Here is a 13,425-nt window from a genome sequence, read left to right on the forward strand (position 1 = left end):
GGAATACCTAGCATGACCTTGATGAACGATATGGAAAAAGTATTGATTTCAGAAGAAGAGATCCAAAATAAAGTGGGCGAACTCGCCGGCGATTTGACAGCGGATTATCACGATCGTTTTCCGTTGCTTGTGTGTGTCTTAAAAGGCGCAATGCCTTTCATGTCCGATCTTGTCAAAAAGATGGATATGCACCTTGAAATGGACTTCATGGACGTTTCGACGTATCACGGTGGGACAACATCAACCGGTGAAGTCAAGATTGAAAAAGATTTGAACACATCGGTAGAAGGACGCGACATCTTGATTGTCGAAGATATCATCGACAGCGGATTGACGCTTGGTTACCTCGTAGACCTCTTCAAGTACCGGAAAGCGAAGTCCGTTAAAATCGTGACATTGCTCGACAAACCGACAGGACGGAAAAATGATTTGCATGCAGATTACAGCGGCTTCGTCATTCCACACGAATTCGTCGTCGGGTATGGTCTGGATTACGAAGAGAAATACCGTAACCTTCCGTATGTAGGTGTCTTGAAACCTGCAGTCTACGGTGGCTAATTATTTTTAATCTCGTCTGTCCCATGATAAGATGAAACCAATTACAAAGCGCGCCCTGTCGCGCCAGGATTCGTATTCATCCATTAGAAAAACGAGATGGATGCGGAGAGGAGGCATAAGATGAACCGAGCAGTGAAGAATACCCTCGTGTTTGGGGTCATTTTTCTAGCTTTGATCTTGTTTCTGCAATACTTGCAGAGTCCAGTGAACAAAAGCAAAGAAATCAATTACACACAGTTTGTCGAGTCTGTTGAAAAAGGTGAAATCAAGACGGCTACCTTCCAGTATGAAGGCCAGACGTATAATGTGACAGGAGATTTGCGTGCAAAAGATTCGACGTATGAAACAGTCGTACCGGCTGTTGATACGGAACTAACGGATCTCTACACGCAATTGAAAAGCCAAGGAGTCAAGATGGACTTCAAGGCAGCAGAAACGAATGGTGGTTGGATCGCGTTACTAACGACGATCGTTCCATTCATCATCATCTTCATCCTCTTCTTCTTCTTGATTAATCAAGCACAAGGTGGCGGTGGTGGCGGTCGCGTCATGAACTTCGGGAAATCGAAGGCACGCCTCTACGATACAGAGAAGAAAAAGATTACGTTTGATGATGTAGCCGGCGCAGACGAAGAGAAACAAGAACTCGTCGAAGTCGTCGAATTCTTAAAAGATCCGCGTAAATTCGCGAAGCTCGGTGCCCGTATTCCGAAAGGGGTTCTCCTCGTGGGTCCTCCAGGTACAGGTAAAACGTTGCTCGCGCGTGCTGCAGCTGGTGAAGCTGGCGTACCATTCTTCTCGATTTCAGGTTCTGACTTCGTTGAGATGTTCGTTGGTGTCGGGGCATCACGTGTTCGTGACTTGTTCGAAAACGCGAAGAAAAACGCACCATGTATCATCTTCATTGATGAAATCGATGCTGTCGGTCGTCAACGGGGCGCAGGTCTCGGTGGTGGACATGATGAGCGTGAGCAGACATTGAACCAACTTCTCGTCGAGATGGATGGATTCAGTGAAAACGAAGGCATCATCATGATCGCAGCAACGAACCGTGCTGATATTCTTGACCCTGCGTTACTCCGTCCAGGTCGTTTTGACCGTCAAATCACGGTTGATCGTCCAGATGTCGTCGGTCGTGAAGCAGTCTTGAAAGTACACGCGCGGAACAAACCGCTTGATTCAACGGTTGATTTAAAAGCCATCGCACAACGGACGCCTGGCTTCTCGGGTGCGGATCTTGAAAACCTTCTAAACGAAGCAGCACTTGTTGCCGCTCGGGCAGATCGTGATAAGGTCTCGATCGTTGATCTCGAAGAAGCGATTGACCGTGTTATCGCTGGACCAGCGAAGAAGAGCCGGATCATCTCGCCGAAAGAGAAAAAGATCGTCGCATGGCATGAAGCTGGACATACGATCATCGGTGTCACGCTCGACGATGCGGACGAAGTACACAAAGTAACAATCGTTCCTCGTGGTAACGCGGGCGGATACGTCGTCATGTTGCCAAAAGAAGATCGTTACTTCATGACGAAGCCGGAACTCGAAGATAAGATTACTGGATTGCTCGGTGGTCGCGTTGCAGAGGACATCGTCTTCGGAGAAGTCTCGACTGGAGCAAGCAATGACTTCCAGCGTGCGACAGGTCTTGCACGGAAAATGGTCATGGAGTTCGGAATGAGTGAAAAACTCGGACCGCTTCAATTCGGATCAGGTCAAAGCGGTAACGTCTTCCTCGGCCGTGATTTCCAAAACGAACAGAATTACTCGGATGCGATTGCACACGAGATCGATACGGAAATCCAAGCGATCATCAACCGCTGTTACCAAAAAGCGAAAGATATCTTGACTGAGAAACGCGATCAGCTCGACTTGATTGCAACGACGTTGCTTGAAGTCGAAACACTTGATCAAAAACAAATTCACCATCTCTTAGAGACAGGCGAATACAAAAAACATGAACCAGAAGCAACGACTCCAAAAGCAGAAGAGAAAGCACCGGAATCGACAGATGCAACCGTCGATCAACCGACAGAGTCTCCAACGCAAATGGGTTCAGTCGTTGACGAAGGACAAAATGTAGATACGGATACACCAGATACGCCGCGTCGCGACGATCAAGTGTAAACGGATGGAACGGATTCGATCTCGCATCGAATCCGTTCTTTTTTGTTACAGATCGAGCGAATACACATCGGTAGGTGTGACCATACGAGCATGGTATAATCACAACGTATATCATTCCGAGCGTGAAACGACGGAATATAAAAAAAAGCATGAAAATCGAGAAGAAGCGGGGAAATAAGCAAATGATTTTAGTCATCGATGTCGGAAATACGAATATCGTCTTAGGTGTCTATCAAGGACAAGAGTTGATCGAGCATTGGCGGATTGCGACAGACCGGACACGGACGACGGACGAATACGGTATGCTCGTCAAAGCGTTGTTTCGTGACGCAGAGCTAAACGTGGAAGAAATCGAGGGAATCGTGTTATCATCTGTCGTACCCCCCGTCGTGTTTCCACTAGAAAATATGTGTGTGCGTTACTTTAAACGCCGTCCGTTTTTGATTGGACCAGGAATCAAGACAGGACTCGATTTAAAAGTCGATAATCCACGGGAAGTGGGAGCCGATCGAATCGTCAATGCAGTAGCGGCGACGGCGAAATACGAGGGACCGATGATCATCGTCGATTTTGGAACAGCGACGACGTACTGTTACATCGATGCACAAAAACGGTATTACGGTGGCATCATCTCACCGGGTGTGATGGTTGCGACCGAGGCACTCTATAATAAGGCAGCAAAATTGCCGCGAATTGAAATTGCGAAACCGCAGTCAACCATCGGACGAAATACGATCCATGCGATGCAATCGGGTACGTATTTCGGATATGTGGCGCAGGTGGACGGACTCGTTCACCGGATGAAAGAAGAAATGGGTGAAGCGAAGGTCATTGCGACCGGTGGTTTAGCCCGACTAATCAGCGAGGAATCCACGATGATTGAGATCGTCGATCCATTCTTGACATTAGATGGATTACGGATTATCTACGAACGAAATAAGTGAGGGATTAAGATGAAACGGGAAGAATTATTAGCACAATTAAAAGATGACTATTTAGTACGGGCGTTAGGCTTCAACGGAGAAGTTCGTGCATTTGCGATCCGTTCGACAAAAACGGTCTATGAAGCACAACTTCGTCACCAGACGACACCGGTCGTCACGGCAGCGCTCGGTCGGACACTAACAATCGGCGCGATGATGGGTACGATGCAAAAAGGCGATACACGTGTCACATTAAAAGTCGAAGGCGATGGACCAATCGGAAAAATCATCGTCGATGCCGATGCAAAAGGGGTCGTTCGTGGATATGTCAGTCGTCCCCGCGTCGAGATGGATACGTACGTCAATGCAGACGGTCTGACGAAATTAAAAGTCGGTGAAGCGGTCGGTCGCGGAAACATCTCTGTCATCAAGGATCTCGGGTTGCGTGACTTTGTCGGTGGTCAATCTCCGATTCAAACCGGTGAGATCAGCGAAGACTTCACGTATTACTTCGCTGTATCGGAACAAAGTCCATCAGTCGTTGGAGCTGGCGTTCTCGTTTACCCAGAAGACGAATCGGTCATTGCAGCAGGTGGGTTGATCGTTCAATTGATGCCGGGTGCATCGGAAGAGACGATCGCAGCGCTTGAAAAACGTGTCGGAGCTCTTAAACCAATCTCCATTCTCGTCGGTGAGGAAAAAACACCCGAAGAAATGTTAGAACTCGTTCTCGGTGACTACGAACATCTTGATACGATTCCGGTGTCATTCGAATGTACGTGTGACCGCGACAAATTAGCAACAGCGATTATTGCCCTTGGACCAGATGAGATTCAAGCGATGATTGATGAAGATGGTGGCGCGGAAGCTGTTTGTCACTTCTGTTCAGAGCATTATCACTATGATGTTCCAGAATTAGAGGAACTTCGCGAAAAATCACTCGAAAGAGCATAAGAGGGATCCGATATGGGGAATGTACAACCTAAGTACTTGTGGATGTTGATCTTCATCTTATTGTTGACGAATTTCATGACCGGCGCTTATGCCTTCATGGGTGAGCTCCCTAAGGTCGATTCTCCTAAAATCGTTCAGGACAGTATTGGTGGTCCGCTTGAGGATGTCATCGCCGAAGTCGGTGATGAAAAAATCACCCGAGCAATGGTCTATCAGACGATGCGAACGGAACAAGAGAAGCAGACAATCGATCGTTTGATTCAAGAAGCGGTCGAGCGCCAGACAAAGGATGGAAAAAAGCCGGAAGTTAAACGCTTTGATTGACAGATTTCATCCAGTCCGCTGATAATTAATCTATCGGATTACTTGGAATTCAAGCGGTTCACTAATGAGGAGGAATGGTCATGCGTATTGCGAATTCAGTATTAGATTTAGTCGGTCGGACACCGATCGTCAAGTTACATCATCTAACGGGTCCTGAGGATGCAGATGTATATCTGAAACTGGAGTACATGAACCCTGGATCGAGCGTAAAAGACCGGATCGCGTTATCAATGATTGAAGCGGCAGAAGAAGCAGGTCAACTTAAAGAGGGAGATACGATCATCGAGCCGACGAGTGGGAACACGGGTATCGGACTAGCGATGGTCGCTTCGGCGAAGGGATACCGTTCCATCCTCGTCATGCCGGAAACAATGAGCATGGAACGTCGGACGTTGCTTCGCGCCTATGGTGCGGAATTGATTTTGACGCCAGGTCCTGAAGGGATGAAGGGTGCGATCGCTCGCGCGACAGCGGAAGCGGAAGAGCACGGTTACTTCATGCCGCAACAATTCAATAACGGTGCCAATCCAGTCGTTCATGAAAAAACGACAGGTCCTGAAATCGTCGAAGCGTTCGAAGGCATGCAACTCGATGCGTTCATCGCGGGAATCGGAACCGGTGGAACGATCACGGGTGCTGGTAAAGTGTTGCGCGATGCTTTCCAAGGCATTGAAATCATTGCTGTTGAACCAACGGATTCACCGGTCTTATCAGGTGGTAAACCGGGGCCGCATAAACTGCAAGGTATCGGTGCTGGATTCGTACCGTCGATTCTCGATACAGATATTTATGATGGTGTCGAGCAAATCACGACGGAAGAAGCATTTGATCACGCACGCCAAGCAGCGAAGACGAACGGTGTCTTAGGCGGTATCTCGTCAGGTGCTGCGATTGCAGCGGCACTGAAGACGGCAAAACGTCTCGGCAAAGGAAAAAATGTTCTCGCGATCATTCCTTCGAACGGTGAGCGGTACTTAAGTACACCGCTGTATCAAGTCGAGGAAGAAGCAGATCAATCGAAGTAATCCATCATACGTACACGGAAGTCATTCGGCTTCCGTGTACTTTTTTGCGTATAATGAGAGCAGAATAGTGTGAAGTGGGGGACGCGTATGCGACAGACGAAATATAAAGCAATACCATGGACGAAAGAACAATTCTACAATCGGTATGTCGAACAGACGATTGGAACAACAGGACACGTCTGGCTCGAAAGCGGTCGAATCGGACGGTATACGATGGCGGCGACTCGTCCTGTCGGATACGTCCGGACAAAGGACGGGATGACGACGATTGAGACAGATGGAAAAGTCGAGACGTCGACGGCAAACCCGTTTGATCTACTCGAACGACTCCGCGTCGAACGTGAATCCATCCGACCGGATGGAATGCCGCCATTCTTTGGTGGATTTGCCGGATATGTCAGTTATGATGCTGTCCGTTATTTAGAAAAGCTACCGGAGCAAGCGATGGATGATCTACAAACACCTGATCTATCGTTCTACTGGTACGATGAAGTTGCCGTGTTTGATGAGGAAACGAAACAATTGTTCATTGCCGTGACGCGAGACACAGCAGAGGAAGCAACACAGATTCTTGAAGAAGAAGTCGCGCGTTGGTGCGTCAAGACAAATAGACCGCAGTTTACAACAACCGGTTCATCCGGCGAACGAGAACGAGCTTTCGGACAGGAAGCGTTCATGACAGCGGCACACCGGATTAAATCGTATATTGAGGATGGTGACGTCTTCCAAGTCAATTTGTCCGTCCGTCAACAAGAACCGCTTGGGACGACAGCGGAACATCTGTATGATGTATTACGACAAATTAATCCTTCTCCATACATGGGTTACTTCGCAGATGAGGATTTAACACTTGTGTCAGCCTCACCTGAGTTGCTCGTCGAAAAAATCGGTGATGCGTTAGCAACGCGTCCGATTGCGGGAACACGGCCACGCGGGAAGGATGAAGCGGAGGATCTACGACTCGCGAAAACCTTACTCGATAACGAAAAAGAACGGGCAGAGCATGTGATGCTCGTTGATTTAGAGCGTAATGATTTAGGGCGCGTTAGTCGTTATGGTACGGTCCATGTCGATGAGCTGATGGTGATCGAGAAATACTCCCACGTGCAACATATCGTCTCAAATGTCAGAGGCGAAGTGGCTCCGGAACACTCCGGGAGTCAAGTGCTCGCCGCAATGTTCCCAGGTGGGACGATCACCGGCGCGCCAAAAATCCGGACGATGGAAATCATTGAAGAACTGGAACCGGTCCGGCGTGGCATCTACACTGGATCGCTTGGCTTCATCAGTTGGGCGGATGATGTCATTTTCAACATCTTGATTCGGACACTCGTTGCAAAAGATGGGATGGCATATGTCCAAGCAGGTGCTGGAGTCGTCACGGACTCGGACGCAGCACGTGAATACGAAGAGTCACTTAGTAAAGCCAAAGCGTTATGGGTGACAAAAGAAACGGCGGAGGGAACACGATGATTGTATTGATTGATAACTATGATTCCTTTACGTATAACTTAGTCCAGTATTTCGGCGAACTTGGACAAGACATCCGGGTATTTCGCAACGACGCGATTACGCTTGCAGAAATCGAAACGCTACAGCCTGATCATCTCGTCATCTCGCCGGGTCCCTGTACACCGAATGAAGCGGGAATCAGTTTAGAGGCGATTGCTTACTTTGCGGGGAAGGTACCGATCCTAGGAGTTTGCTTGGGTCATCAAGCGATTGGGCAAGTATTCGGTGGTAAAGTCGTCCGAGCGAAGGAATTGATGCACGGAAAAGTCTCGCCACTGACGCATGACGGACAAGGGATCTTTGAACGGATCCCACAAGCGACACCGGTGACGCGTTACCATTCACTTGTCGTTGAACGTAAGACATTCCCGGAAGTACTCGAAGTGACAGCGGAAGCCGGCGGAGAGATCATGGCACTCCGTCACCGGACGTTACCGATTTTAGGTGTCCAGTTCCACCCGGAAGCGATTTTGACACGAGACGGTAAACAGATGTTAAAAAATTTCTTGGAGTTGACGCATTATGTATCTCTGGCATGACGGAATCATCAAACGAGAAGAAGAGATAAGAATCTCCCCACTTGATCATGGATTCGTCTACGGGATGGGTATATTCGAGACGTTTCGGACGTATAACGGACATCCGTTTTTGTTCGATGATCATATCGAACGTATGCGGATGAGTTGTGTCGCACTCGGGATACAGTTAGCGTATGACCGGGAAGCCTTACGGCAAGCAATCCAAGATTTATATGAAGCATATGAGGCGAACGATCTCTATATCCGGTTGAATGTTTCGGCTGGTCCGCGTGAGATTGGGTTATCAATTGACCCTTACGATACGCCAACCGTGTTGATCTATGCGAAACCAATCGCTCCGCGAAAACGGGCGGAACGTGCACTCGAGACGATTCGTTTGCCGCGCAGTACGCCGGAAACGACATATCGCTTAAAGTCACATCATTACATGAACAATCTAGTCGCGAAACGTCAATTGTTCAATCCAGAAGCAGAAGGGATGTTCTTGACGAAGGAAGGTCATGTCTGTGAAGGCATTACGTCAAATATCTTTTGGCGTTACGGAAGTACATGGTATACGTCGCCCCTTGAGACCGGTGCATTGAATGGGATTACCCGTCAGTTCCTCATGCAACATTTACCGGTCGAAGAACGTCTGGCATATTTACCACAGCTCGAAGAGTCAGATGAGATCATCTATACGAATTCCGTTCAGGAAGCGGTCGCCATTTCGTCACTTGACGGACGCCCTTTCCCCGGAATAAACGGAACAGGGTATGCGGAGATTATGAAACTCTTCGATCAATCTGTCGAACATGTGACAACAAGGAGGGAACAACCATGACCTACATCATGGGTATTTTGAACGTGACACCGGACTCTTTTTCGGACGGTGGACAATATGTTGATATCGAGCAAGCGATGCGGCAAGCGCGTCAGCTTGTCGCGGATGGAGCAGATGCGATCGATATCGGTGGAGAATCGACACGACCGGGTGCGGCGTTCGTGTCAGTTGAAGAAGAACTCGCTCGTGTCTTACCGATCATTAAGCGCATCAAACGAGAGCTGAACGTCCTCGTGTCGATCGATACGTATAAACCGGTCGTCGCAGAAGCTGCTATTCAAGCAGGAGCGGACATCATCAATGACGTCTGGGGTTCGAAGTGGGGCGATCGTTCGATGGTCAAGGTCGCTGCGCAGTATGAAGTACCAATCATTTTAATGCATAACCGGGAAACGGCGCATGGGACAGATATGCTTGCGGAAGTCCGGGCTGACCTTGAGGAATCAATCCGGTTAGCGAAACAGGCAGGCGTGGCGGAAGAGCACATTTGGCTCGACCCAGGCATTGGATTCATGAAAACGCAGGAAGAGAACTTGTACTTGATGCGTTACCTGTCCATCGTCACGGACTTCGGGTATCCGGTTTTACTTGGAACGTCCCGTAAATCGATGATCGGACTCGCGCTTGGATTGCCAACGGAAGAACGACTTGAAGGAACGATTGCTACGGTTTGCTACGGGATTCAACAAGGATGTGACTGGGTGCGTGTGCATGACGTCAAAGAAGTCAAACGGGCAGCGCAGATGATGGACATCATGTTAGCTGCGACGAAAGGGGAATGACGGTGGATCGAATTCATGTAACAGGAATGCGGTTTTATGGGTATCACGGTGTATTTGCAGAAGAGACGAAACTCGGTCAACGCTTCAATGTCGACTTATCGATCGGACTTGCATTGGCAGAAGCCGGTCGGACGGATGATTTGACGAAAAGTGTCAATTACGCTGAATTGTATGAAGCGACAAAACGTGTCGTCGAAGGAGAACCGCTCCAACTCGTCGAAGCCTTGGCGGATCGTATTGCAAAAGAAGTCTTTGCGTTAGACGGGCGGATTGAAGAAGCATCGATCAAAGTTATCAAACCGGATCCGCCGATTGCTGGTCATTATGAACATGTGGCAGTCGAGATCAATCGACTCCGGGGGGACTATGCATGAAGGAAGCTTACATTGCACTCGGTTCAAACATTGGTGATAAAGCGGCTCACTTAAGAGCAGCGATCGCTCGCCTGAGAGCCTTATCGTCTGTTCATGATGTAAAGGTCTCTTCCATTTATGAGACTGTACCTGTCGGGTATCTCGATCAGGATTTATTTTATAATATGGTCGTCCGGATTCAAACGACGGACGAGGCAGATGTCTTACTTGAGCGACTGCAGGAAATCGAACAGCTAGAAGGACGCGAGCGTCTGTTCAAAAATGGACCGCGGACGCTTGATTTAGATATTTTGTTATATGGGGGAGAACGTATTGACCTTGAAGGATTAACCGTTCCGCATCCGCGGATGCAAGAGCGGGCATTCGTCCTCGCGCCATTACGGGAACTAGCAGCAACATGCGTCATACCTGGTCTTGGGCAAAGTGTCGAGCAATTGTACCAGCAGTTACCAGAGACAGAACGAAACGGTGTGCGACGCTTAGGTGGTCTTTTAGAAGCGGAGGAACAATAATGGAATTTAACATTGGTGATGTCAAATTGAAGAATCAAGTCATCTTGGCACCGATGGCAGGCGTCTGTAATCCCGCGTTTCGGTTGATCGCAAAAGAATTCGGCGCGGGACTCGTCTGTGCGGAGATGGTCAGCGATAAAGGGATCTTGTACGAGAACGAACGGACGCTACAGATGCTGTACGTGGATGAGCGGGAAAAACCGCTGAGTCTTCAAATCTATGGTGGTTCAAAGGAGACACTCGTTCAAGCAGCGCGATATGTCGAAGCGAACACGAATGCCGACATCATTGATATCAATATGGGGTGTCCGGTCCCGAAAGTCACGAAAAGTGATGCTGGAGCGAAATGGTTGCTTGATCCGGATAAGGTCTATGAGATGGTCCATGCGGTGACACAAGCGATCGATAAACCGGTTACGGTCAAAATGCGGACCGGCTGGGACAGTCATCACATCTATTGTGTCGATAATGTCAAAGCAGCAGAAGCGGGTGGTGCGAAGGCTGTTGCCATTCACGGACGGACACGTTCACAAAAATATGAAGGTGTCGCAGACTGGAACATCATCGGTGAAGCAAAAAAAGCGGTTAATATTCCAATCATCGGAAACGGGGATGTTCAAACCCCACAAGATGCTAAACGAATGATTGATGAGATTGGTGTCGACGGTGTCATGATCGGACGGGCCGCTCTCGGAAACCCATGGATGTTGTATCAGACAATCCAGTATCTCGAATCAGGAACGCTTCCGGCAGAACCGACGGCGCGCGAGAAGATTGATATTTGTCTCTTGCACGCTACACGACTGGTCGCGCTAAAGGGAGAAGAACTCGCCGTGCGCGAAATGCGGACACATGTCGCCTGGTACTTGAAAGGAATGAAGGGGAACGGTCGCGTTCGCAATGCGTTATTTAACATCGACACGCATACGGGACTCGTTGAACTGTTACAGCAGTACTTGCAGACACTCGAAGAAGACGTAGCGTATGCCTAACAGGTAAAGTATAGTCGGACAGAGTCGTTTTGTGGTACGCTAGTTGCATTGAAGATGAGCGTATCGGTTTTCTAAAGGGCTGTCGGTCATTCCGGCAGCTTTTTATTCGAGAGAATCGTCGTGAACCATTATTAAAAGGAGTGAAGACAGTGAGTCAGGATATGGAAATGAACGATCAAATGCAGGTGCGTCTCAGTAAGATGAACGCCATGCGTGAACAAGGTCTCGATCCATTCGGCGCACGTTTTGAACGTTCGACGGATACTGCGAGCATTCGTGCATCATTTGGTGAACATACAAAAGAAGAATTGGCTGAACTGAAACCGGAAGTTGCCATCGCAGGTCGTGTCATGACGACACGTCGTAAAGGGAAGGTTGGCTTTACGAATGTTCAGGATGTACAAGGTCAAATTCAGTTGTATGTTCGTAAAGATGACGTCGGTGAAGAGGCGTATGAGATCTATAAGACATGTGACTTAGGTGACATCGTCGGGATCCAAGGATACGTGTTCAAGACGAATGTTGGTGAACTCTCTGTTCACGTCACAGCATTTACGTTATTGACAAAAGCGTTACGTCCGCTTCCGGATAAATATCATGGATTAAAGGATATCGAGCAACGCTATCGTCAGCGCTATCTCGACCTTATTACGAACCAAGAATCACGTGAGACATTCATCGCGCGGAGTAAAGTCATTCGTGGAATCCGTCAATATCTTGATAACCTCGGATACTTGGAAGTCGAAACACCAATGTTGCATACGATCGCGGGTGGAGCATCGGCGCGTCCGTTCATCACGCATCATAATGCACTCGACATGACGCTTTACATGCGGATTGCGATTGAGCTTCATTTGAAACGTTTGATTGTCGGTGGACTTGAGAAAGTCTACGAAATCGGTCGTGTATTCCGTAATGAAGGAATCTCAACACGTCATAACCCAGAGTTTACGATGATCGAACTCTATGAAGCGTATGCGGATTATAAAGACATCATGAACTTAACAGAGAATCTGATTGCTCACGTCGCACAAGAAGTACTCGGTACGACACAAGTCACTTACGGAGAAGACGTCATCGATTTATCTGTCGGTTGGAAACGAGCGCACATGGTAGATCTCGTTAAAGAAGCAACAGGTGTCGACTTCTTCGAACAGATTTCGAACGAACGTGCCCTTGAACTCGCGCATGAACACGGTGTTGAAGTCCAGTCGCACATGACGACGGGACATATCTTGAATGAGTTCTTCGAACAAAAAGTAGAAGAAACACTCGTTCAACCAACATTCGTCTATGGTCATCCTGTTGAAGTATCACCACTTGCGAAGAAAAATCCAGAAGATCCACGCTTTACGGATCGCTTTGAATTATTCATCGTCCGTCGTGAGCATGCGAATGCCTTCACGGAATTGAACGATCCAATCGATCAACGTGAACGTTTCGAAGCACAACTCGTCGAAAAAGAAGCAGGAAACGACGAAGCACATGAAATGGATACAGACTTCATTGAAGCACTCGAGTACGGTATGCCGCCAACGGGTGGTCTTGGCATCGGGATCGATCGTCTCGTCATGTTGTTGACGAATGCACCATCGATTCGTGATGTTTTACTCTTCCCAACGATGCGTCACCAGCAAAATTAATAAGTAGAGCTCCGTTCTTTCTATACTGTATAGAAGGAACGGAGCGTTCTTTTTGAAGTCAATGTAGGGATAAACGAGTCAAAAAACGGGTAAATAAAAGTTTTTAAATGTTTTTCTAATAAAATGCTTGTACGATTCAAAAAGCCATGGTATATTACTTCTTGTGCCGCGAATGGTCGTGACACACAAAAATAAATATCAAAAAAGTTGTTGACAATCGGGTTGATAACTTGTTAAGATATTAAAGTCGCTGAAAACGACACGACGAACTTTGAAAACTGAACGATGAGGCAAAAATCGTATTCTACGGAATACAAAAACGAATGAAGCGCAAGCTTCG

General features: G+C 48.0%; 14 protein-coding genes. All 14 read left to right on the forward strand.

What is annotated here, in order from left to right; translation table 11 throughout:
- Positions 1–12 precede the first annotated feature (12 nt).
- The 14 genes from hpt (at position 13) to lysS (ending at position 13,085) form a co-directional block, all read left to right on the forward strand.
- Positions 13–558 carry a hypoxanthine phosphoribosyltransferase gene (hpt, locus tag VJ374_RS00390; protein ID WP_035413256.1) on the forward strand — a complete coding sequence of 182 codons (546 nt, stop codon included), beginning with the start codon at positions 13–15 and terminating at the stop codon, positions 556–558.
- 120 nt (positions 559–678) lie between these two features.
- The gene (gene ftsH, locus VJ374_RS00395; protein ID WP_035413259.1) at positions 679–2,682 is read left to right on the forward strand and encodes an ATP-dependent zinc metalloprotease FtsH; all 2,004 of its coding nucleotides are present in this window, start codon (positions 679–681) and stop codon (positions 2,680–2,682) included.
- A gap of 182 nt (positions 2,683–2,864) precedes the next feature.
- Positions 2,865–3,626, forward strand: a complete 762-nt coding sequence (locus VJ374_RS00400; RefSeq protein ID WP_035413293.1) for a type III pantothenate kinase — start codon at positions 2,865–2,867, stop codon at positions 3,624–3,626.
- A gap of 9 nt (positions 3,627–3,635) precedes the next feature.
- On the forward strand, positions 3,636–4,559 hold the full coding sequence (gene hslO, locus VJ374_RS00405) for an Hsp33 family molecular chaperone HslO (protein ID WP_023466563.1): 924 nt from the start codon (positions 3,636–3,638) through the stop codon (positions 4,557–4,559).
- Between the two features lie 12 nt (positions 4,560–4,571).
- The gene (locus VJ374_RS00410) at positions 4,572–4,883 is read left to right on the forward strand and encodes a hypothetical protein (RefSeq protein ID WP_035413262.1); all 312 of its coding nucleotides are present in this window, start codon (positions 4,572–4,574) and stop codon (positions 4,881–4,883) included.
- A gap of 80 nt (positions 4,884–4,963) precedes the next feature.
- The gene (gene cysK / locus VJ374_RS00415; protein WP_035413265.1) at positions 4,964–5,908 is read left to right on the forward strand and encodes a cysteine synthase A; all 945 of its coding nucleotides are present in this window, start codon (positions 4,964–4,966) and stop codon (positions 5,906–5,908) included.
- A gap of 87 nt (positions 5,909–5,995) precedes the next feature.
- On the forward strand, positions 5,996–7,381 hold the full coding sequence (locus VJ374_RS00420; RefSeq protein ID WP_035413268.1) for an anthranilate synthase component I family protein: 1,386 nt from the start codon (positions 5,996–5,998) through the stop codon (positions 7,379–7,381).
- Entirely contained in the window at positions 7,378–7,959 is a 582-nt protein-coding gene (locus tag VJ374_RS00425) for an anthranilate synthase component II (protein WP_290787812.1), read from the forward strand. Before VJ374_RS00420 ends, VJ374_RS00425 begins: the two co-directional genes overlap by 4 nt.
- Positions 7,943–8,782 (forward strand): aminotransferase class IV, encoded by an 840-nt coding sequence (locus VJ374_RS00430; RefSeq protein WP_329469718.1) that lies wholly within the window; start codon positions 7,943–7,945, stop codon positions 8,780–8,782. The genes VJ374_RS00425 and VJ374_RS00430 overlap by 17 nt, the downstream gene beginning before the upstream one ends.
- Positions 8,779–9,564 (forward strand): dihydropteroate synthase, encoded by a 786-nt coding sequence (gene folP, locus VJ374_RS00435; RefSeq protein WP_035413278.1) that lies wholly within the window; start codon positions 8,779–8,781, stop codon positions 9,562–9,564. The genes VJ374_RS00430 and folP overlap by 4 nt, the downstream gene beginning before the upstream one ends.
- Before the next feature lie 2 nt (positions 9,565–9,566).
- Entirely contained in the window at positions 9,567–9,938 is a 372-nt protein-coding gene (gene folB / locus VJ374_RS00440) for a dihydroneopterin aldolase (RefSeq protein ID WP_035413281.1), read from the forward strand.
- Positions 9,935–10,450 (forward strand): 2-amino-4-hydroxy-6-hydroxymethyldihydropteridine diphosphokinase, encoded by a 516-nt coding sequence (gene folK / locus VJ374_RS00445; protein ID WP_308102499.1) that lies wholly within the window; start codon positions 9,935–9,937, stop codon positions 10,448–10,450. Before folB ends, folK begins: the two co-directional genes overlap by 4 nt.
- The gene (dusB, locus tag VJ374_RS00450; protein WP_035413287.1) at positions 10,450–11,442 is read left to right on the forward strand and encodes a tRNA dihydrouridine synthase DusB; all 993 of its coding nucleotides are present in this window, start codon (positions 10,450–10,452) and stop codon (positions 11,440–11,442) included. The genes folK and dusB overlap by 1 nt, the downstream gene beginning before the upstream one ends.
- A 161-nt stretch (positions 11,443–11,603) precedes the next feature.
- Entirely contained in the window at positions 11,604–13,085 is a 1,482-nt protein-coding gene (gene lysS / locus VJ374_RS00455) for a lysine--tRNA ligase (protein WP_155960241.1), read from the forward strand.
- Positions 13,086–13,425 lie beyond the last annotated feature (340 nt).

Source organism: Exiguobacterium sp. 9-2 (assembly GCF_036287235.1).
Classification (GTDB): Bacteria; Bacillota; Bacilli; order Exiguobacteriales; family Exiguobacteriaceae; genus Exiguobacterium_A.

What these genes read in the sequence shown, in the direction of transcription:
- hpt (WP_035413256.1), top strand. Translation starts at nt 13, where the DNA reads ATGACCTTGATGAACGATATGGAAAAAGTATTGATTTCAGAAGAAGAG.
- VJ374_RS00420 (WP_035413268.1), top strand. Translation starts at nt 5,996, where the DNA reads ATGCGACAGACGAAATATAAAGCAATACCATGGACGAAAGAACAATTC.
- ftsH (WP_035413259.1), top strand. Translation starts at nt 679, where the DNA reads ATGAACCGAGCAGTGAAGAATACCCTCGTGTTTGGGGTCATTTTTCTA.
- VJ374_RS00400 (WP_035413293.1), top strand. Translation starts at nt 2,865, where the DNA reads ATGATTTTAGTCATCGATGTCGGAAATACGAATATCGTCTTAGGTGTC.
- VJ374_RS00410 (WP_035413262.1), top strand. Translation starts at nt 4,572, where the DNA reads ATGGGGAATGTACAACCTAAGTACTTGTGGATGTTGATCTTCATCTTA.
- cysK (WP_035413265.1), top strand. Translation starts at nt 4,964, where the DNA reads ATGCGTATTGCGAATTCAGTATTAGATTTAGTCGGTCGGACACCGATC.
- VJ374_RS00425 (WP_290787812.1), top strand. Translation starts at nt 7,378, where the DNA reads ATGATTGTATTGATTGATAACTATGATTCCTTTACGTATAACTTAGTC.
- hslO (WP_023466563.1), top strand. Translation starts at nt 3,636, where the DNA reads ATGAAACGGGAAGAATTATTAGCACAATTAAAAGATGACTATTTAGTA.
- VJ374_RS00430 (WP_329469718.1), top strand. Translation starts at nt 7,943, where the DNA reads ATGTATCTCTGGCATGACGGAATCATCAAACGAGAAGAAGAGATAAGA.
- folK (WP_308102499.1), top strand. Translation starts at nt 9,935, where the DNA reads ATGAAGGAAGCTTACATTGCACTCGGTTCAAACATTGGTGATAAAGCG.
- dusB (WP_035413287.1), top strand. Translation starts at nt 10,450, where the DNA reads ATGGAATTTAACATTGGTGATGTCAAATTGAAGAATCAAGTCATCTTG.
- lysS (WP_155960241.1), top strand. Translation starts at nt 11,604, where the DNA reads ATGGAAATGAACGATCAAATGCAGGTGCGTCTCAGTAAGATGAACGCC.
- folP (WP_035413278.1), top strand. Translation starts at nt 8,779, where the DNA reads ATGACCTACATCATGGGTATTTTGAACGTGACACCGGACTCTTTTTCG.